The following is an 18,183-nucleotide window of genomic DNA, read 5'->3' on the forward strand; positions in this document are numbered from 1 at the left end:
TTCCGTGTTCGGTTGGCCATTGGCATTGGTGCTTGTCTCGGTGCAGGATTCGCCGTCGTTTGCTTGGCCAGTTCTTCGGCAAGCGTGCATGTCGGTTGCTGGCGTGTGGCCACACGGTGTGTGTTCCTCGGGTGGGTCTAGGGCCGGGTGTGGGGCTAGGACCGCAGCCAGGGTGTGGGGGCTGGGTCTCGGGTCACGGCGTAGGTGTGGGGTGGACATGTCCAGCAGGTGAGGTTGCGGTGCCGGTATCGCATGGGGCGGAATTACTTGCCGCGCTTGGTGTTGTGGCTGCCGCGTTTGGGGCCCGGGCTTGGCGCCGCGCCCTTTGAGTCGTTGGTCTTTCGGGGTGCCGGGGTTTGGTTTGGTGCCTGCCATGACTATCGACTTTCGTTCGGGAGTGGTTCGGCCTTGACGTGGCTGACCTCTACGGCGATGACGTGCTCGCTGTTAATGGCGGTCCACGTGCCGGTCCCGGTGTGCTGGACGATCTGGCGACTGTTGGTGTTGCCGTCGATGGCGTCGGCGAACACGTGCGCGATCTGTTCAGGGGTGGTGTATCCGGCCGGAAGTTCGTCGTTCGGCACGTCGTAGTCGAGCTGGCCGGCGATGGTGGTAATGGTGAGGTGCACGCGTTCTCCCTGGTCTGAATACTTACGCTTGACGTTAGTATCGTCTCGCGTTATCATTGGGTTGTGATTCAGTCGTTCGCCGACAAGCAGACCGCTCGAGTGTGGCGACGGCTCGGCACGAAGCTGCACCCCGACGTGCAGCGCGCGGCGTGGAACAAGCTCGCGATCCTGAACCGCGCCGCGACTCTCGACGACCTTCGGGTACCGCCGGGGAACCGACTTGAGCAGCTTCGGGGCGACCGGAGCGGACAACACAGCATCCGCGTCAACCGGCAATGGCGTATCTGCTTCCGGTGGACCAACGCAGGACCAGAAGACGTGGAAATCACCGACTACCACTAAAAGCGAGGTGACCAGCGATGACCAGCAGTGAGAAGCCGATCATGGCGCCAACGCATCCCGGTGCAATCCTGCGCGAGGAGTTCCTAGAGCCCATGGGGATCACCGACTATCAGTTGGCCAAGGCAATCGGCGTGCCACAGACACGAATCAGCGCTATCACGCACGGCAAGCGGCGGATATCTGCGGACACAGGGTTGCGGCTGTCGCGCTACTTCGGCATGTCCGAAGGCTTCTGGACGGGGCTACAGGAGGACTACGACCGCGAAACTGCGAAAGACGCCATTCTCGACGATCTTGACCGCATCGAGCCGGTGCACCGGACTGCCGGGTAACGACACACGCATCCGTCACGAAGCGTTGCATCGAACGCGACCGGCAGTCAAGCCGCCTCGTCGTGCGCGGCGCTATCCTTGGATTCGTGGACGCTCGACGACTCACGGCACGCGAGATAATCGCAGCCTTGCGACACTTGGGGCTCCCTGCGACAAGTCCAGCCACACTGCGCAGTTGGAAACGCCGGGGCTGGTTGAGTCGCGGTCGCGGCTATGACCCTGGCGAGGTGGCCGCCGTATACCACCGCCGGGCTGCGCGCGAGGTTGGGTCCTGAACAGAAAGAAGGCGTTGATGCCACGAGGCGATGAATCACTCGTTGTCGAAGCGTTCTGTGCGTGGCTCCGCGCTGACGGGTGGACAGTAACAACGGAGGCGGATTACGTAGACGTTGTGGCCGAGCGCGGAGCGCAACGCCTATGCGCCGAAGCCAAAGGGAAAACGACCCAACCGGGCCTCGACGTGAATACTGCATACGGGCAGCTACTCAGCCGTCTTCCGGAGAGCGACGACCTTGCTACCCGCTACGCGATAGTCGTGCGTGACGAGCCGCGTTCGGTCCGCGCGGCGTTACGTGTGCCGATACGTGTCCGCGACTTATTGCGCATCACGGTGTATGCGGTAGCCGAGGATGGCTCGGTTCGCATAGTCTGAACGGAACGTTAGGCCGTACGGGTGAACTCAGGGATAGCTGTAACAGGCTGACTCGATATGACGATGTCTCTGGCGACCGGAATATTCTGCCTGTCCGTTATCGCGTGTCCGTTGACTTCATTGGTGCTCTCGCCCGGTCAAAGATTTGATCTATTTGGCCGCCTTCTAGGGAGCTTATGCATGTCTGTACCGATGATGTCCGCGCCGACACCAGTGCGCCAACGTGGTGTCGGTCTCGGCGTGACCGCGCTGGTGCTCGGCATCGTGTCGATTGCCTTGTGCTGGATCCCGATTCTCAATATTTTCTGCGGGATCATCACGGGGCTTATTTCACTGGGGTTCGCAATCGCCGGTCTCTTCCGCTCGAATCTCCCGATGTCGATCATCGGCGGGGTGCTTGGCGTACTGGGATTGGTGTTCGCCTGTCTCGTGAATAACGCGGTGTTTGACCACTCCGCGGCGAACGGTTCTGCTCCATCGGCAACGCCGGAACCCACGAATGCCGCTCCCGTCGAAGCGCCAGTCACGACGAAGCCTTCGGGGCACTTGACGACACTCGACGTGACAGCACCGTCCGGGGCTAAGTTGAATTGGAAGATTGCCGGTCGAATCGACGGTTCGCAGACCGAGGGGTCCGCTACCGTCGATTCTTCGGGCAAGTGGTCCATGACTTATAGCGCGGACACGAGTGTGACAGGATTCGCGACAGTCGATGTGTCTACCAAGACCGATTTCAATCGGCTAAGCAGCGTGCCGCATCTGGCCTGCTCGATCCGTCAAGGCAGCGTGGTCCTGAACAGCATGGACAACGCAGTCATGGCCCTGTGTAGCGCGAATCCCCACTGACACAAGGTCTCAGCTACTAGTGCCGGTTTTCCCATGGCCAAGCCGCATCGCGTCCGGCTTCGAGCAGCGGGATAATGCGGAATCCGGCGTCGGTGAGGCCGCCGAAAGTGTATCGGTTGGGGCCGTCGGCGGCGTGCCCGTACCGATATCCGGCAAGGTTCCATGTGTACAGCGGAACCCGGTTCGGGAGTAGTCCACCGATGCCGCCTTGCGCCGTTTGTTCGTCGGTGAGGATCACGACGCGGTCGTGCCCTTCGTAGTGGGCACGTACCGCTGCGGCGGTGTCCGTACCGGAGCCGATGAAGAATCCTTCGTCGCGCCACCGACGCAGTCCCGCCAGCACGGACTCGGCGCGACGCTGTGGGAACACGAGCGTGTTGTGCAAGCCGCGTCCACCGTACCCACGGAACCCGCCGAGTCCACCGGAGTACGACACCACGTCGCTTCGTTCGCAGTTAGCAGCGAGCGCGAGCCCGAAGAGAGTGGCGGCGTCCCAGCGTGCGAGGCTGCCGTCTCGACTGAACGCGTCGCGCATGCTGGCCGAGGTGTCCACGAGCACGAGGGTGCGGCCACTCAGGCGCGGAATGTTGCGCACCGAGTGACCAAGTGCTTGTTCTAGTGGCCATGCCCACCGAAGACTCGGCGCGGCGTTGAACGCGGACAGAAACCGTAGAGGAAACTGCCGACTCCGCGCTACCTGTTCCGGGTCGGCGAGCTTGGCCGCGATCGTGGCTGCCAGTTCGTCCGATATTCCGGCGCGGTCGAAGTTGCGGAGGTTGCGCAGCAGCGCCATGTATCCCATGGATGGGATGACGGCTTGCCATGATTGCGCGTCCATTGGGCCTTGTAGCCATCCGGCGAGCGCTTCCCATGTCATCCCGGCAGCGGAGAGCGTGCCGACCGCGTCGAGACCGGCGACGATGGCTCGCCGGTGTTCGGCCGGCGTCGCCATGAGCGCGCGCCGAGCGCCGAGCGTGCGCAGGCTCGCCGGAGGTTCACCATTCCCGTTGCCGTGCCGCTCGTCGAGGATGTGGCGGTAAAGGTCAGCCTGCCACGGTGCACTGTGGTCGGGGTGTGCCAGCTCGATCACGTCGGCCATACGGAAGTCGCGTGCTTCGCTGTCCCATTTCAAGTAGGCGCGCTCGTTGTAGAGCCGCTGTACCGCGTCGGCCACGCCGCGCTTGACCGGTTTCGGCAGGGCGCGCCCATACCGGGAGGTCCAGTAGCCGAGTAGTTCGCCGGGTTCGTCGGGGCGTTGGAGCACCGAGGCGATCACGCCCCGGTTGGTAACGGTGGCGTGCTCGGCGCTGTCACCAGCATGGAGCCGGGCGTGCACGTACTCGGCGGCACCGACGATCGCCGCCGTGCGCATGTTTGCTTCGCCGCGCAGCCACCCGAGCATGTTCGCTGTCCAGTCGGGGTACTCGATGGCGGCCTGGTGTACGAGTTCGGTGTACCGCTGGTCGCGATCCCCTGCGGTCTCGTAGAAGCTGGTTTCGCTGACCATATTGGTGACTGCGAGCAGAAACAGTGCCGAGCGGGCGTCGCGCGCGTATCCGTCGCCGCCTTCGTGGGTGCGACCGGTCGGGATGGTTTCGCTTCGGATGGGTCCGCGGCCTGCCGGCCGAGCGGTGGGGCTGTTGAGTTTCGCCATTGGTTGTGTCCCTCGTAGTGTGGTGCGTGTCGAGGGCACACGTTTGCAGGGTCGCCCGAGATCGAAGGTCGGTAACGGTCAACAGTGCTCTTCCGTTGAGCTACGCCGCAAGCGCGGCGATCGGATTCGAACCGACAACCACTCACTTAACAGGTGAAGTAACCGTTCCCTGCGCACCGGGCGATCCAGTGCAAACTCTTGGGTGCCCCCGAGTTCATGAGCGCCTGGCGGTGTTTATCCAGTTGCAAGGTGAAGTAACCGCCGGGCTTCGCACCGGGTGCGCCTTGCAGCGTAGGGCATCCCGGCACCGTGGGCCAAGGTCTTTTTCGTTACTGGTTTACCTCCTGCGCGATATGAAGCCGGGCAAGGTCTAGGCCGCTGTAGACCGTGTGGCACTTGCGGCAGCGGACCCCGGATGCGTCAGACAGCGGATAGACCTGTCCGTAGCAGTCGATCCGCATGCAGTCCCCGGCTGGCGGGTCGGGCGCGAGTCCAATGAGAGCGACAAGCCGTTTGCGGATCTCGTCGAGTTCGGCGGCGTATTCGTCGGCCCAAGGGCGAGCGAGGATCCACGAGTGGTGCCGTCGGAGGAAACCACATTCGCCGGTTACCGTGACTTGTTCGGGTTGTTTGGTGTCGCATTCGTAGGACACGAGCCGCGTCCAACTGGAGAGCGCGGCGAGTGCGCCGACGTGCCCGTCATCGTCAGCTTTGCTGCGCGCGTCGGTTTCCACGAGTACGTGGTCGCGCGCCGGGGAGCGGGGGCCGTATCCGGGTGCACCGCGCTCGTGTTCACCGCTGACGGGCACGGCCGACAGGGCGAGATAGCAGAACTCGATTTGCCGAAGGTCGCGCAACAAGGCGTTACCGCATCGGTCGCACAAGCAGGATGCGGGTGCCGCGTCACCGCCGCACCGGGGGCATACAAGTGTTGTCATGCTTCACCTTTCGCGCGTTGCTGTTGTTCGATGCGGAGCACTTCGTGTCCTGTGTTGGCGCCGTGGTCGGCGGCCCACGTATCTCGCTGGTCCTCGTCACGGAAGGGCTGCACGGTTTCGCATTGCATGCAAAACGCGAGGTGCCACAGTCGCGGTTTCATTGGTGGGGCTCCACTGGGTAGACCGCGATGTGGCATCCCGGCGTTTCGCCGAGGTTGGCGAGTCGTTTCGTTGCGGCGAGTGCGATCACTTGCGCGTCGTCGCGCCAGGTTCCGGCGGAGCCGAGCGCGTCGAGGATGGCGCGTGTGAGCTTGTCGAGGTCGGGTCGTTTCACCGCGGGCGGTGTGAAGCGCTTCGGGGTCGCGGTGGGACGGCGCATCACGAAGGTGAGTTCGACGGCGACGCCGCGTGCGAGCATTGACGGGTGCTCGCGCAGGACGGCGGCGCGCACGTCGTCGCGCCAGGTTTTGACGTTGCTAGAGGATTCGACCATGACCCCGTTTCCGACGTGGCGTTTGCTGCCTTGCGGTGCCGGGTGGCCGGGCACGAACACTTCGAGTACCGCGCGGCCGCATGTGCCGCTGTGAGTGCCGCTCCCCCGTACTCGGGTGTCATCCATCGCGCTCGCCCCGTTCGCGTGCGAGCGGCGCGTTCGGCCGGGCAGAAGCGGTGGGTTTCGGTGCGGCGTCGCGGATTCGTTGCCAGTGAGCGGGGCTGCGGAGCGCGGCGCCGGTGAGGGTGTTGCGGCACGGCTCGCCGGGGGCCGCGTGGCAGCGTACGCATCGCACCTGTTCGGCTTCGGAAGCCATGAGAAAGGCGTCTGTGCTGTTCATCCGGTGTCCCGTTGTTCGTTTCGACAGGTTGCGCAGCAGGCGGACAGCCCGGTGTCGGGGTGGATTACCAGACCGCCAGGTGTGCCGTGTGGACATTCGTTGGCGGGGTCTGCTTGGGCGGCTTCGAGCTGGGCTGACCACTGTTTGCGCTGCTTAGTGTTCGTTTGGTCCCATTGCTGGGCGGCGCGGCGTGCGTCCGCGCACCGACCGCAGGGCGGCGGTTCGCGTTCGTGCCGATGCTGGTCGCACCGGTCGTCGGGGCGTGGTCCGAGCGAATGCTGTGGGGGTGGGGGGTTTTCGCGCGCGCGTTGACCCACGTAACTCCCCCTCCCTAAGTAACCACCCCCTTGGGATGGGATGGGAGTGGGGCGATTCGGGTCCGACTCGGTTGGGGTGTCACTCCCCCAATCGGTAGACCGATCGCTACCCGAGAACTGTTCTCGCTGGCAGTAGGGGCACGTTGGAACATGTTTCCCTTTTTCGATATGCCACCGGCGATGGTTTCCGATCGCTCCACCCGATGACTGGCGAGACCTCATCGCGGTCAATTCCGATCGGGTTGGGTTTCGCGGGGTTCCGTCCCCGTCGGCATCCCATTCGTGGAACAGGTATCCGCCCCTCGTTCGCTTCCACAACCCGCGATTGATCAACTCGCGCACTGCGGTCTTGGGGTCGTCGCAGAAACGCGCGGGCATCTTGGCAGGCACGAAACCGTCGGTAAGGTTCCGTGCTGACCAAGACCCGGCGCGCACCCATAACGCCACAACGCAGTCCGGTGCGTCGAACACCTTAGGGTGGTCGTAAAACGAGTCATCGACCTTGAACCACGGCATCGCCTAGTTGCTCCTCCGTTCTCAGCGGCACTCGGTCGTGCTAACGTCCGCCGTTGGCTGCCAGCCCGAGTTGTTCACGGATGCGACCGACCGTGTAGGTGGACCAGCCGGTGTGTTCGGCCAGTTCGACGTCATCGAATCCGGCCGCGTGAAGTTCACGCACTAGCAGCTGATGGTCCTGTGGGTCGAGCGCTTCGCCGACCAGCTCACCGGCCAGCGCGGCGCGCAGGCGCCGCGCGCGCATGCTCTTGGTTTGTCCGGTCATGCCTGTTCACCGGTGAGCGTCCTCCGCTTCGGGCGTGGTGCCGTACATGACGGGTGCTTCGATACGCAGCGCGTCACGAACGCCGTCCACGATTGTTTCGAACGCTTGCCGCCTCGCCTCGTCCGGGCGCAGCAGCTTGTATCCGATCCGCAAGCCGCCGTCACGGATCCGGTAGCGCAGCCGCGCGATGAGCTGTTGCGGTTCGGCGCCGACGAATGGGCGAAGCTCGATCGCGAAGCGTTCGGGCACTTCGATGTTGCCTTTGCCGCCTGCCTTCGCGGTGGTCTCTTCGCTGTAGGTCAAGGCCACGTCGCCGGATTCCAACCGGGTCGAGCGATTGAACTCGGCTTTGCTGTGCGCTTTGAACGTCATCGCGATCATGTGCATGGTCGCCGCGTCCGGGTTGCGAATGGTGTGCGCGGTGTCTTCGATGTGCTCGGCGAACCATTCCTGATCGCCGAGTGAACCGTCACTGTTGGTCCACAGTTGCCAGTCCGGATCCGGTTGCAGCGCGAGACGTGCGGTGTGGTCTCGCCATCCGGGGGTGCTGCCGCCGTGGTCGTTGAATACGGCGCTGACGGTGCCGACCCGTTCGTGTGCCCATATGGTTGTTTCCGGTGCGCCTAGCCGATTGACGTAGGTGAGGAAGCTCGGCAGGTCGTGCAGCACCGCGCCCCCACGGGCGCGTTGGGGTGCGGGCATGAATTGTTCGAGGTGCCGCACTTCCATGTGCCGGGTATCGTCGAGCGCTCGCAGGTACAAGGGCCGGGCCGGGTCGATCGCGCGTGGTTCCGCGTCAGCGTCGGCGGCGTCGATGGCGTTGCGGCCGATGAGGTCGATTGCCTCGGCGGTCATGTTCACAGTTCCTTTCCTTCCCAGTCGAAGAGTCCTGTCTGTGTTGGGTGTTCGCGTAGGAGTTCGCCGCCTTCGGTGGCGAACCACATGTCGCCGCGCCTGCTGAACTTCGGAAGCGTGGACTTGATCTCGTCGGTGACCACGACCATAGTTTCCAAGTTGCCGTCGGGTTTGATGCTGATCGTGTAGGTCAGCTTGCCGGGTTTGCCGGTTTCCATGACGGCGGAGACGAGCTCGTGTAGTGCCTCGTCGAGTTCGGCTGCGCTGCGTCCTTTGTTGTGGTTCGCGAGAAACCACACGTATGCACCGTTTCCACTGCTACTGTCGTTGCTGCCCAATGGTTTCGCTCCTTCCGTCGCGCTTGGTCGTCATGCCACGCCACGCCTGCCCTGCCGCGCCATGCCAAGCTGTGCCACGCCATGCCATGCCACGCCACGCCTGCCCTGCCGCGCCATGCCAAGCTGTGCCACGCCATGCCATGCCATGCCATGCCTGCCCTGCCGCGCCATGCCTGCCGTGCCATGCGCTATGCCGCGCTCATCTCGCGCAACACGAGCTGCGTGAATTCCTCGAACGCCTCATAGCGTCGCTTCAGCTGCCGCCACTCGCGCTCCATGTCGCGTAACACCAACTCGCGCGTGAACTGGTTCTCCGCGATCTCCCCGGACGGCTGATACGCCCAGCCCTGCTGATCCCGCACGGCCTGAAACGCCCGCACCTGATTCGGGGCGCTGCCCGCATCGCGATACACGATCCGCGCCGTGCGGATCAGCTCGTGCGCCTGCTCGCGCCGATACTTCTCGGCGGCCGCCGCATCGTCCCACTCGAACCGGTTGTGCAACGGGTGCCCCGGATCGCGTGCTTCGCTGAGTACCAGCTCCGGTGTTAGCCGCTGGTGGCGGTCATAGATTCCTTGTAGTTCCTCGCGCAAGCTGGTCATTCGATCACCTCGATGTCCGTGTTCGGATCGATCCGGTATGTGCCGTGCTGGCCGCCGCCTTTCTTTTCCGGCCGCCACTCGCCGACCCCGCACCCCAGTCCGCCCGCGTCGATCAGCGACAGCAGCGAGTTCCGCGACAGGAACGATTTCACGTAGGTGATGTCCAAGGTTGTCGCCCAGTCTAGGAACTCTGGCCGGTAGCGCAGGTCGGTGCTGTTGATGCCGAACCGCACCACGTCCTGGCGCATCTTCGGTTCACCCTCGATCGGTGCGAGTGGTTCGTTGTCTTCCCCGAGCTGCCCGGAGAAGAACAGGCACTGCCGCAGCTCGGTCATTTTGACGTTGCTGTAGAACCGGGCCGCCCCGATCGTGGCTGCTTTGAACGCCACGACCGGGAACCCTTGTCCGTCGCCGAGTCGATACATGGCCGCCTCGTATTCGGCTTCCGGGTTGCGGTGTTCCTTCGGCGGCTTGCGGCCCTGCATGCTGTCGAGCATGGTGTTTTTCGCTTTCTCGCTGAACCGGTGCATGATCAGCGAGGAGGTGCCCACGATCGGCACCCGTACCCGCTCGGATTCGATGCGTTCGAGGTAGACGTGTTCTGCCATCGCGTTTCACTCCTGTTCTGGGCCAAACAAGGCGGTGTTCGCCGTCTCGGCTGCTGCACTGTCGGCGGTGCTGGTGGTGGTGGTGGTGTCGAGCAGTTCGGTGACCACGGCCGGTAGGTCGCCGGTCGAGGCGAGGCTTTCGAGTGCGTCGATCAGCGTTATGGCTTCGGCCTTGGTGAGGTCGTTCGCGCTAGCGAGTTCGCGTTCGGCCAGCTGCGAACAGATGCGTAGCCGGGTGTCGCGTTTATTCAGGCCGTTGTCGCTGAAAATGGCTTGCAGCTTGGTGAGCTGGTCGCGGGTGATGGGCTGGTTGTTCCCGGTTGGTTCCGGGGGTGGTTCGTCGAGTTCGGGTTCGGGGCCGTTGGCAGCCGAGCGGTGCTCGGTGGTTTCGCTGGTGTCCGCACCGCTGCGTGCGCCACTTCCTTTGACCGGGCTGCGACGCCGGGCGGTGCGTTTCGGTTTCTCCGCGCTTGTCGGCAGTTCTGTTTCCCCGCCTGCCCCGCCGGGTGCGTCGTTGTCTTCGAGTTCTTCGGCGGTGTAGGCCATGCCGCCGAGACAGTCGGCGAACTTGCGGCGGCACAGGCGCGCTGTCGCGCGGGCCACGAGCTTGTCCTCTGGGTAGGTTCCCAAGTCGATGCGGGCTTTCTTGGCCTGGTCGGCGGTGAACGTGACGCGTTCGTACTCTTCTTCACCCTTGCGGCGCCCTTCGACCACACAGCGGGTGTCGGTGGTTTCCACGTACCGGATGCTGTGCCCTCGGGTGAGTACGAGTTGGCGCATCAGTTGCGCCGACTGGCCGGGTTTGCCCTTGATGACGTGAATGTTCTGCAACGCGGTCATCGGGCCGACTCCCATCTCGCGCCCGGCGAGGATCGCGGCGGCCACGGCTGCGGTTTTGCCGCGCATCGAGTCGGGAACAAAGTCGGTGTCGGCGATCTTGCTTGCCAGACTGCCCACTTCGGCGATGATCTGCACCCACGAATCCACACCGCCGGACCCGCTCGCTACTGGCGCGGGCGCGGTTGGTTCGTAGCGTTCGAGTTCGTTACTGCTCATGCTGCGGGCTCCCGTGGTGATGTCAGGGCTTCTGATTTCAGGGCGTCGAGCGAGCGCGTGCTGCGGGCGACGTAGGCGACGTGGAGGAAGTCGCGGAACGTGCGTTCGCCGCACTCAAGTTCGTAGACGTCGTATCCGTCACCACGCACCCAAATGCCGAGCCCACCGACGATGCCAAGCTCTGCCATGCGTTGCTCTGCCCGGTCAGCGTCCAGATAGAACTCCGCGAACCGGTAGGCCGCCAACTGAAAAGCGGTCTCGCCGTAGATCCCCGAACGGGAAGTCTTGATATCCGCGATCACGCGGCGCCCGTCGGCGAGGTCGATCACCATGTCCAACGTGCCCGCGTAGTTCCATTTCCGGTTCGCCACCGAGCATTCGGTGATCACGGGTTGCGGGTTCCATTCGTCCAGAAACCGGCAATACGCTTCGACGTGCCCGGCCAGTTCGTCGGGCACCTCGACCTCGTCGCCGTGCATGAGCGCTTCGGCAAGGTTGTGCACCTCGGTGCCTCGACGTGCGGCCCGGTCCCGGTCGGTGAACCGTGCTTGCTGTAACCGTTTCAACTGGTCGGCGGGTCCAAGCTGGGACAGTTCGGCCCAGTGGTTCACGGCGTATTCAGCGGTGCTGTTCGCGGACCAGTTGATCAAAGCTGGTTTCGGGATGCCGTCTTTCAGCAGGGTGGTCACCCCGTCGGCCTTGTCACCGTCGAGCTTGTACCAATGCCCCTTGCCGTTGTTGATGCGCTGTAACGCCACCGCTACTCACCTCCTCGGTGCAGTTGCTCGTGCTGTTCGCGCACCGCCTCACGAATCCGTCCAGCCATCCGGTGCACCAGGAACGCCACCCCTGGCGGGGCATGCTCGCTGTAATCCCGGTCGGCCCGGTCGATCTCGGCGAGAAGTCGATCCCGCTCGTGTGCGGACATCACGCCGCATCACCACCGAGCAGGTCGAACAGTGAAGACTGTCCCGGCTGATCAACGTGTCCCGGCCACGCTGACGTGTTCACCGGCGAGCCGACCCGCTCAAGACGCTGCTTGATCAGCGGAAGATATTCGGCGTCGCGTTCGATAGCGACCACGTCGAACCCTTCGGCGCGGGAGGCCTGCACCGTTGTTCCTGAGCCCGCGAATGGTTCCAGTACGGTCCCGCCGGGCGGGCAGACGAGGCGGCACAGCCAACGCACGAGGCTGACCGGTTTAACGGTTGGGTGACCGACGCCGTTGTAGCTCGGACGTTCGCTACTGTCTGCTTTGGGTGTCCACCGAAACACCGGGAAGAATCGGCTCGCCCCGCCCGTATCGTCGTACCCGTATTCGCCGGTGTGACTCGGCAGTCCTTTGCCGCCGCCGTAGATGTCGCCGGGTTTGCTGGTTACAACCGATCGGCGGCTGGTCGTTGTTCCGGACTGGTAGTCGAGCTCTGCGGCTGCGTGATCATCAAGGACCACGTTGGTTGGCCAGCGACCGGCCGCCGAGCCGACTACCTCCCGGCTGTAGTTCCCACCGGCCATTGACGAGTTGTTCGAAACCAGCTTCCCGGTTGATGCCTGCTTCGGTCTCACCTCGTTTCCGACGCGGCCCCCGTCGATATTCAGCGCCCCTGTCCCCCACACCTGGACGTTGGCCGCCACCGTGCCGCCAACTGGCTTGCGGGCTACAACGATCGGTTCGAAACTGGGCTTGAGCGCGGTGCCCCAGCCTTGCCACTGGCAGGCGGCGTCGGTCGTGGGAGCGGTGATCAAGTTGTCTCCCGCGAAAGCGCCATACGTACCTGATTCCTTACCGGTACGTTTGGCCCTGTCAATGACCTCTCGCTCAGCCCCTGCCGCCTTGTCAATCGCCTTCGATACGTCCAGGCTCTTTGGAAACCCCGACCCGTATAGCCATGCGATCGAGTCACGTAACTCGAATCCGGCGTCCTCCACCGCTACCGCCAATCGGTGATACGTCCGTGTCCCTCCGAACGCGACGAGGTGCCCGCCTGGTTGCAGGACGCGCAGGCATTCCCGCGCCCACTTCGTGCACCATCGCTGGTAGCCGATCGATGCTCCGCCCCCGCGCCCGTACTCGATCCGACTACGGCTGTACGGGTTGCCACCGGATCCGTCTTGGAAACCGCCCCGTTCGACCGCCGGATCGCGAACCACCGCACCGCCGTGTTTCCATGGCGCGTCCCATTCACGGCCCATGAATTCCAAGCCATAGGGCGGATCCGTGACAACGGCGTGCACCGAGTTGTCCGGAAGGGCAGCGAGCAGATCGAGACAATCCGCGTGATACAAGGTCACGTGCTCGTCACGGTAGTACGGTTTCATGCTGCCACGCCTTCGACATCGAGTAGCGACAGCAACCAGCGGAACGCGGTAACCGCCTGGTCATGCGCACCGGCGAAAAAGGAACCCAGCCGCATCATTTGCCCACCTCGGCATGATCGAGCAGCCATTGCCGAGCGACGGCCATCGCTTGTGCGTGTGCGGCCATGTTGCGCCCCTTGGTGTGGCTGATCCGGTCGCGCAGATCGAGTGGCAGCCGAAACCAGCACACGCGGCACGCGTAGTAGCGGTGCGGTACCGAACGGCCGCACTCTCCGGGGCACTCGTGCCACCACATCAGCTTCGCCCCCGGTTCAGCGTGTTCATCCGCTCGGAGTGATCGCGGTAGGTGCGCAGGGCGGTGTGGTTCAGCGCCCACCGGACAACGCGCACGACGTCGAATCCCTCGTGGGCCAGTGCTCGGCCTTCGCGGCGCGCGGCACTCTGAGTCGCGAATCGGCACGCACCCCACACGTCCCCGTCGGGCATGCGCACGATCACGGTCCAGAAAGTTTCAGGTAGCACTCGCGGGTACCTCCTCACTCGGGCTCACCAACGTGCGGATGCGACGTTGCGGTCGCGGGAAAAGTCCATCCATGCCGCGCGGTTCCGGACGTGGCCGCGACTGACCACCGTCGCCGGGCGCACGGAACTCGACACACACGTATTGCTCGGCGAGCGAGTACCTGCCGCGTTCGTCGCGCGGACCGTCCAGCCATTCGGCCGGGGTGCGGTTGGTGAGCGCGACAAGCAGCAGTGGACACCCAGAACCCTTGCCCATGCGCCGAAATGGCGCATCCCGCAAACAGCGCGCACACCAGTTCGCCTGCCACTGTTCGCCTTCCACGGAGTTCGCGAACGGCATGCGATCCCGCGCGTGGGCTGCGATGTCGTTGTCGGTACGCATTAGTGAGTCATCGCCCATGCCACACCGACCATGACGAACACCACGACCGCGCAAGTCAGCACCGAGGCGAGCGCGGCAACGATATTCCAGCGCGACCGGGACGCCTTCGAGTGAACCTCCGCGTCGAACCACGCCGCAGGCGGTTCCGGTGCGGTCAAGGACTGTTCAAGGTGGAGCGCCGCATTTTTCACAACCGGACCGGCTGGCTGGTGTGTGGCCCACAGCAACAGTTCAGCCAGATGCTCACGTTCGACGAGCACCACATCTTCGCATGTCGAAGCTTCGCGGGGACTGGTCATGTCCACACACCCCGCAAGCGGCATTGCAGCCCACACATGTGCAGCAGCGCCAGAATTCCGGCGGTGAGAGCAGCGTCGTCGTCAACTGAGCGCACCAGCGCTTGGCACTGCTCGCGGTCGTTTTGCGCTCGGGCGAGCATGAACCTTCCCGCCCACCGCACCGGAGGCGCCGCGTCATCCGCGCCGGTTACTGTCCCGTCCGGCCCAAGGAACGACAAGGTTTCGTACTCGTGGGCTGGTGGCACGGACGTGTCTACCCAGGCTTGCATCGCCAGCCACAAACCGCGCATACCGCATTCGGAGAGGATCAGGCCCACATTGATCGTGTCCTCGAACGCGTCGGCGTGCTGCGCTTGTCGCAGGGCGTAGGCGGCCAGCGTGGTCAACCTCGAATCAAGTTCGATCATCACCCCACCCCCAATGCGACCGCCAGCAGCGCGACTGCGGGAACCAGCACTGCCGCCAGGATCCAAACCAACCGGACTACGGTCGGTCGTCCAGCACGGCGGATCCGCGCCAACAGTCGATGCCGTGCTCGCCATTCGCCCCGGCGGAGCGCACTAGCGGTCACAACATCAAGCAAGTCAACGCCGCCGTCATGCGCGAAAACCACCACAGCATTTGGCCCCGGCCGGTGCCGGTGCCTAGCTGTCACATGAACAGTGCCCACGGAAGCCTCCTCGTCGTCGTGTTGCGTTGGGGCTGTCTCAGTCGTTCGCGTCGAGGCGGTGCGCAACGTCTTCGACAAGTCGCGCGAACGAGATACGGAAGGCGCGCGCCAGCACTCCGCGATGGTTCGAGGTTCGGTGCAGCCAGAGCGCAAACCGACGCAGGGAGACGGAATCACTGGTCGTCAGCGGAGCTAGATCATCGGGGCGCCGATCAGGGCTCATGTTGTGCCCCGGAGGTAACGCCCGACCCGGCAAGTGTGCTGACGGTAGCGCGCTCGGGAACGCTGCTCGCCGGGTCGGGCGCACGGTCCCCATCGGCAGAAGTAAGACCGCCGTCCGGGGAAGTATTGTCGGGACCGATCGCCGGATCGGGGAACGGGTCGCCGAGCTCGGCTACCAGCGCATCCCACACTGGCGTCTCGTCGAACGGTCGGTCGTTGACGTCGGCCCGCGCGACTTTCGGCGGTTCGACATTGCTGCGGCTGGTCAACGCTTCGGCTTTCTCGGGCTCGCTCGCCATCGTGACTTCTCCCTACTGCTGCGTACCTACGCTGTTCGTCGGGTTCTGTTACGCGCTACCGACCGCCTGGTCGCTTGGAACGCCAGTTCGTCCGTCGGCGATCGCGGCTCCTCGACGTCCGCGTGGCTGCCATCGGCTGGGCGCTTCTCAAGCGCCTTCGCGATCTCCGCGACGTGTTCATCGGTGAACCTGAATTGACGACCTACGACCAGGTACGGGAAACGGCCCCGACGACAGCCTTCCCTCAGCCACCAATCGGACCGAGCCCCGAACAGGTCTGCGACTTCAGCGAACGAATAGGTCTTCATGCGACCGATTCCTTCGCCCTCGTGGCGCCAACCGGCACAAGCAATGCGCCGTAGTTCTCTGGACCGATTCCAAGCCGGTTCAACATCAGGGCATAGGTGTCACGAGCGCATGTCTGCGTCACGCTCGTTTCGAGTCGCGACAGCGTCGATTTCGAAACGCCGCACGATTTCGCCAACTCGGCAGTGCTGACATTGCAGAGTTCACGCACCACTCGAAGTGCTGCCCCGTGAATGACGACGCGGTCGGTGTCGTAGCAGCTCCTCATAATCTGCAACCATATGCACTCTATCGCACTATCATCAAGGGTTAAAGTGCAAATTGCAACGCCTGTTTCGGTTCAGGCCGTAGACGAAAACGCATCAACATTATGCGCTACCTGCAAAAATAACGATCGCGCCCCCGCGCTTGCCGTTGCACAGCGTTGCTGCAAAACTATGCGCATGATGACGCCCGGCACCCGAGCGCGGATCGCGGCGGCACTACAAGCGGAGATGGCCGCCCAACACGTGACCGCAACCCAGCTGTCGAAAGCCGCAGGAGTCAACCCGCGAACCGTCAAGCGAATCCTCGACGGCGAACCTGCCTACGACCACAACGTCGGCAAGGTGGCAACGACACTCGGCTGGAGTAGCGATCAGCTCACCGAGCTGTTGAACGACCGTGACCACCCGGCCACCGAACACACCCCCGACGGGATCATGCGCGGCTATCGCAACGTCTTGGCGTTCGCCGAGGAAGCGCGAGACATCGGCGTCAGCGCCGAGCGCATCCGGGCCATGACAACGGCCGCGCTCGACATACTCGAAGAGTCGAACCGTCCAGGATTTAGACCGAGCGCCGACCAAGGCGCGCCCCCATCCTGACCCAGCATCCGCGTAGACCCGCGTAGACCCGCCGGGTCTACGCGGGTGCATAAACGTGCCGATCCATACCAACAGTAACCAACCGAGAACAGCCGTGACCAGGGAAGACACGCCAGAAACGCACTCTATTGCGGTTTCAAGTCCCGTCACTCACCCCAAAGTTTGTGCAGGTCTCATGGGGACATCCTGGTCAGGCTGTCCTCAAGAGACACGACATTCGATGCTCCAAAGCGCCCACTTCTGACATCAGTCGGCGCGAAACCATCCGCAACGTCCCTGTATTGCTTTCGGCCGCGATGACGACGGCTGTCGATTCGGCACCGCTGGCAGCTCGCGTATGCCGGCACCGAACGGAAGGGGTCGCCCAGGGGCCGAGGCATGCTCGGCGAGCAGCACTGTCCTGTTCAGGACAATGCCGAGCTCGTTTTCCGGGCGCGCAGGGCATACAGAGTCGGCACGCGTGGCTGCGCGCCTGCTCCGACGTGCCACCATCCATAGTCGGTTCGGGACATCGATGGCCAGCGAGGCCATGGCAAGACATCGAGTTCGGTCAGATCATCGAGCACGAGTCCGGCCCCGAGCAAGGCGGTCACTACTTCGCCGATGCCATGTGACCATTCGTAGTGCACGGTGTCGTTTTCCAGGGCCGGACCATCGGTGTAGGTATGGCGGCTGTCGTGTTCGATGGCGCCGCGACCCTCCAGATAGTCCTGGCGGATCGTCAGTCCCGTGGGGTCATCCGGGTCGGCGTTGGCGCCGAAGGCCGTCAGCAGTGGGTGGAATTCCACGACGTACACGAATCCACCCGGGCGGAGCAGTCCGGTGACAACCTCAGCCCATCCGGATAAATCGGGCAGGTAACACAAAGACCCCTTGCCGGTATAGACGATGTCGAAGCGTTCCGCGCCGAGCACCCCGACCGCGTCGTACACATCCGCCTTCGCGTACTCGATGTCCAGGCCCGCGGTCCGGGCGGCACCGGCGGCTTGCTCGACCGACCGCGCCGAGATGTCCAGCCCGACGACGCGGGCGCCCGCTTGCGCCAAGGCCATCGTTTCGACCCCGAGATGGCACTGCAGGTGGGCCACGTCCACACCGGCGAGCGCGCCGAGCGCTTCCCACTCGAACGGCGCGATCCAATCCTGAGGATCCCGCGTACCGAGCCCATAGAACTCACTCTGCACATGGATCGGAGTACGCGCGTCCCAATTCCGCTCGTTGAGGGTGATCCGGTGCTGTGTATCCACATCGAAAGTCACCACTCAGACCTACCACACCAGAGCGGGCGACGGGCAGCTGTCAACGCAGCACAGAAACCGGATCGCAGCGGGGAACCTCCAGCAGATCCCGGACAGATCGGCGAAATTCGAGGCCGTGCACCGAGCACTCCCGATGTTTCACCGCAGAACCGCTAGGCACCAAGCGGTCAGCGTTGGACAATTTCGCTGCCGTGCATTGCCATTGATCTCCCGGATGGACACCGCGCGTGGCGCCCGGCCAGCGCACAATCGATGC

Annotated in this window: 24 protein-coding genes; 4 read left to right on the top strand and 20 right to left on the bottom strand. The window is 63.8% G+C overall.

Features of this window, described 5'->3' with window-relative positions; genetic code table 11:
- Positions 1–377: 377 nt before the first annotated feature.
- Entirely contained in the window at positions 378–629 is a 252-nt protein-coding gene (locus AD72_RS09015) for a hypothetical protein (RefSeq protein ID WP_031465975.1), read from the bottom strand.
- A 63-nt stretch (positions 630–692) separates the two neighbouring features.
- Here AD72_RS09015 and AD72_RS09020 point away from each other — a divergent pair, with 63 nt between their 5' ends.
- From AD72_RS09020 to AD72_RS09030, 3 genes are all read left to right on the top strand, one after another.
- Complete coding sequence (locus tag AD72_RS09020; protein WP_031465976.1) at positions 693–971, top strand: type II toxin-antitoxin system RelE/ParE family toxin; 279 nt, start codon at positions 693–695, stop codon at positions 969–971.
- Between the two features lie 17 nt (positions 972–988).
- Positions 989–1,303 (top strand): HigA family addiction module antitoxin, encoded by a 315-nt coding sequence (locus AD72_RS09025; protein ID WP_231644765.1) that lies wholly within the window; start codon positions 989–991, stop codon positions 1,301–1,303.
- An 832-nt stretch (positions 1,304–2,135) separates the two neighbouring features.
- A complete protein-coding gene (locus AD72_RS09030; protein WP_156365103.1) occupies positions 2,136–2,801 on the top strand; it encodes a hypothetical protein in 666 nt (221 codons plus the stop codon).
- Positions 2,802–2,817: 16 nt separating this feature from the next.
- Here AD72_RS09030 and AD72_RS09035 read toward each other — a convergent pair whose 3' ends face one another.
- From AD72_RS09035 to AD72_RS38175, 18 genes are all read right to left on the bottom strand, one after another.
- Complete coding sequence (locus AD72_RS09035; RefSeq protein WP_031465979.1) at positions 2,818–4,455, bottom strand: TROVE domain-containing protein; 1,638 nt, start codon at positions 4,453–4,455, stop codon at positions 2,818–2,820.
- A 329-nt stretch (positions 4,456–4,784) separates the two neighbouring features.
- Positions 4,785–5,315: a hypothetical protein gene (locus AD72_RS09040; RefSeq protein ID WP_055731194.1), complete on the bottom strand. Its 531-nt coding sequence runs from the start codon at positions 5,313–5,315 to the stop codon at positions 4,785–4,787.
- A 235-nt stretch (positions 5,316–5,550) separates the two neighbouring features.
- On the bottom strand, positions 5,551–6,012 hold the full coding sequence (locus AD72_RS09045) for a RusA family crossover junction endodeoxyribonuclease (protein ID WP_063890724.1): 462 nt from the start codon (positions 6,010–6,012) through the stop codon (positions 5,551–5,553).
- 1,087 nt (positions 6,013–7,099) lie between these two features.
- Positions 7,100–7,324, bottom strand: a complete 225-nt coding sequence (locus tag AD72_RS09050) for a hypothetical protein (protein WP_031465983.1) — start codon at positions 7,322–7,324, stop codon at positions 7,100–7,102.
- A gap of 6 nt (positions 7,325–7,330) precedes the next feature.
- Positions 7,331–8,179 carry a DUF2303 family protein gene (locus AD72_RS09055; RefSeq protein ID WP_031465984.1) on the bottom strand — a complete coding sequence of 283 codons (849 nt, stop codon included), beginning with the start codon at positions 8,177–8,179 and terminating at the stop codon, positions 7,331–7,333.
- Positions 8,180–8,181: 2 nt separating this feature from the next.
- Complete coding sequence (locus AD72_RS09060; RefSeq protein WP_156365104.1) at positions 8,182–8,517, bottom strand: hypothetical protein; 336 nt, start codon at positions 8,515–8,517, stop codon at positions 8,182–8,184.
- A gap of 188 nt (positions 8,518–8,705) precedes the next feature.
- Entirely contained in the window at positions 8,706–9,119 is a 414-nt protein-coding gene (locus AD72_RS09065) for a hypothetical protein (protein ID WP_031465986.1), read from the bottom strand.
- Positions 9,116–9,727, bottom strand: coding sequence for a hypothetical protein (locus tag AD72_RS09070; RefSeq protein ID WP_031465987.1), 612 nt, complete (start codon positions 9,725–9,727; stop codon positions 9,116–9,118). Before AD72_RS09070 ends, AD72_RS09065 begins: the two co-directional genes overlap by 4 nt.
- Before the next feature lie 6 nt (positions 9,728–9,733).
- Positions 9,734–10,783 (bottom strand): hypothetical protein, encoded by a 1,050-nt coding sequence (locus tag AD72_RS09075; protein WP_051898277.1) that lies wholly within the window; start codon positions 10,781–10,783, stop codon positions 9,734–9,736.
- A complete protein-coding gene (locus AD72_RS09080) occupies positions 10,780–11,541 on the bottom strand; it encodes a PD-(D/E)XK nuclease family protein (RefSeq protein WP_037345203.1) in 762 nt (253 codons plus the stop codon). Before AD72_RS09080 ends, AD72_RS09075 begins: the two co-directional genes overlap by 4 nt.
- A 2-nt stretch (positions 11,542–11,543) precedes the next feature.
- Positions 11,544–11,711, bottom strand: coding sequence for a hypothetical protein (locus tag AD72_RS36440; RefSeq protein ID WP_156365105.1), 168 nt, complete (start codon positions 11,709–11,711; stop codon positions 11,544–11,546).
- Complete coding sequence (locus AD72_RS35495) at positions 11,711–13,102, bottom strand: DNA-methyltransferase (RefSeq protein ID WP_082468826.1); 1,392 nt, start codon at positions 13,100–13,102, stop codon at positions 11,711–11,713. Before AD72_RS35495 ends, AD72_RS36440 begins: the two co-directional genes overlap by 1 nt.
- 94 nt (positions 13,103–13,196) lie before the next feature.
- Positions 13,197–13,331: a hypothetical protein gene (locus AD72_RS37915; protein WP_255357148.1), complete on the bottom strand. Its 135-nt coding sequence runs from the start codon at positions 13,329–13,331 to the stop codon at positions 13,197–13,199.
- A 65-nt stretch (positions 13,332–13,396) separates the two neighbouring features.
- The gene (locus AD72_RS09095; protein WP_156365106.1) at positions 13,397–13,624 is read right to left on the bottom strand and encodes a tudor domain-containing protein; all 228 of its coding nucleotides are present in this window, start codon (positions 13,622–13,624) and stop codon (positions 13,397–13,399) included.
- Between the two features lie 381 nt (positions 13,625–14,005).
- The gene (locus AD72_RS09105; RefSeq protein WP_156365107.1) at positions 14,006–14,305 is read right to left on the bottom strand and encodes a hypothetical protein; all 300 of its coding nucleotides are present in this window, start codon (positions 14,303–14,305) and stop codon (positions 14,006–14,008) included.
- Positions 14,302–14,712, bottom strand: a complete 411-nt coding sequence (locus tag AD72_RS09110; protein ID WP_031465994.1) for a hypothetical protein — start codon at positions 14,710–14,712, stop codon at positions 14,302–14,304. Before AD72_RS09110 ends, AD72_RS09105 begins: the two co-directional genes overlap by 4 nt.
- A 475-nt stretch (positions 14,713–15,187) precedes the next feature.
- Positions 15,188–15,496, bottom strand: a complete 309-nt coding sequence (locus AD72_RS36445) for a hypothetical protein (protein WP_156365108.1) — start codon at positions 15,494–15,496, stop codon at positions 15,188–15,190.
- 304 nt (positions 15,497–15,800) lie between these two features.
- The gene (locus tag AD72_RS38175) at positions 15,801–16,070 is read right to left on the bottom strand and encodes a helix-turn-helix domain-containing protein (RefSeq protein ID WP_037345209.1); all 270 of its coding nucleotides are present in this window, start codon (positions 16,068–16,070) and stop codon (positions 15,801–15,803) included.
- A 178-nt stretch (positions 16,071–16,248) separates the two neighbouring features.
- On the opposite strand from AD72_RS38175, the gene AD72_RS09115 reads away from it, so the two are divergent.
- A complete protein-coding gene (locus AD72_RS09115) occupies positions 16,249–16,668 on the top strand; it encodes a hypothetical protein (protein ID WP_156365109.1) in 420 nt (139 codons plus the stop codon).
- Positions 16,669–17,072: 404 nt separating this feature from the next.
- Here AD72_RS09115 and AD72_RS09120 read toward each other — a convergent pair whose 3' ends face one another.
- Positions 17,073–17,927: a class I SAM-dependent methyltransferase gene (locus AD72_RS09120; protein ID WP_031465996.1), complete on the bottom strand. Its 855-nt coding sequence runs from the start codon at positions 17,925–17,927 to the stop codon at positions 17,073–17,075.
- Positions 17,928–18,183 lie beyond the last annotated feature (256 nt).

The sequence above is a fragment of the Sciscionella sediminilitoris genome (assembly GCF_000737195.2).
In the GTDB taxonomy this organism is placed as follows: domain Bacteria; phylum Actinomycetota; class Actinomycetes; order Mycobacteriales; family Pseudonocardiaceae; genus Sciscionella; species Sciscionella sediminilitoris.

Excerpts from the sequence above, each read along its gene's own strand:
- AD72_RS09055 (WP_031465984.1), bottom strand. The coding sequence starts at position 8,179 with ATGACCGCCGAGGCAATCGACCTCATCGGCCGCAACGCCATCGACGCC.
- AD72_RS09110 (WP_031465994.1), bottom strand. The coding sequence starts at position 14,712 with ATGATCGAACTTGATTCGAGGTTGACCACGCTGGCCGCCTACGCCCTG.
- AD72_RS36445 (WP_156365108.1), bottom strand. The coding sequence starts at position 15,496 with ATGGCGAGCGAGCCCGAGAAAGCCGAAGCGTTGACCAGCCGCAGCAAT.
- AD72_RS09070 (WP_031465987.1), bottom strand. The coding sequence starts at position 9,727 with ATGGCAGAACACGTCTACCTCGAACGCATCGAATCCGAGCGGGTACGG.
- AD72_RS35495 (WP_082468826.1), bottom strand. The coding sequence starts at position 13,102 with ATGAAACCGTACTACCGTGACGAGCACGTGACCTTGTATCACGCGGAT.
- AD72_RS09035 (WP_031465979.1), bottom strand. The coding sequence starts at position 4,455 with ATGGCGAAACTCAACAGCCCCACCGCTCGGCCGGCAGGCCGCGGACCC.
- AD72_RS09025 (WP_231644765.1), top strand. The coding sequence starts at position 989 with ATGACCAGCAGTGAGAAGCCGATCATGGCGCCAACGCATCCCGGTGCA.
- AD72_RS36440 (WP_156365105.1), bottom strand. The coding sequence starts at position 11,711 with ATGTCCGCACACGAGCGGGATCGACTTCTCGCCGAGATCGACCGGGCC.
- AD72_RS09050 (WP_031465983.1), bottom strand. The coding sequence starts at position 7,324 with ATGACCGGACAAACCAAGAGCATGCGCGCGCGGCGCCTGCGCGCCGCG.
- AD72_RS09030 (WP_156365103.1), top strand. The coding sequence starts at position 2,136 with ATGTCTGTACCGATGATGTCCGCGCCGACACCAGTGCGCCAACGTGGT.
- AD72_RS09105 (WP_156365107.1), bottom strand. The coding sequence starts at position 14,305 with ATGACCAGTCCCCGCGAAGCTTCGACATGCGAAGATGTGGTGCTCGTC.
- AD72_RS09065 (WP_031465986.1), bottom strand. The coding sequence starts at position 9,119 with ATGACCAGCTTGCGCGAGGAACTACAAGGAATCTATGACCGCCACCAG.
- AD72_RS38175 (WP_037345209.1), bottom strand. The coding sequence starts at position 16,070 with ATGAGGAGCTGCTACGACACCGACCGCGTCGTCATTCACGGGGCAGCA.
- AD72_RS09075 (WP_051898277.1), bottom strand. The coding sequence starts at position 10,783 with ATGAGCAGTAACGAACTCGAACGCTACGAACCAACCGCGCCCGCGCCA.
- AD72_RS09115 (WP_156365109.1), top strand. The coding sequence starts at position 16,249 with ATGACGCCCGGCACCCGAGCGCGGATCGCGGCGGCACTACAAGCGGAG.
- AD72_RS09045 (WP_063890724.1), bottom strand. The coding sequence starts at position 6,012 with ATGGATGACACCCGAGTACGGGGGAGCGGCACTCACAGCGGCACATGC.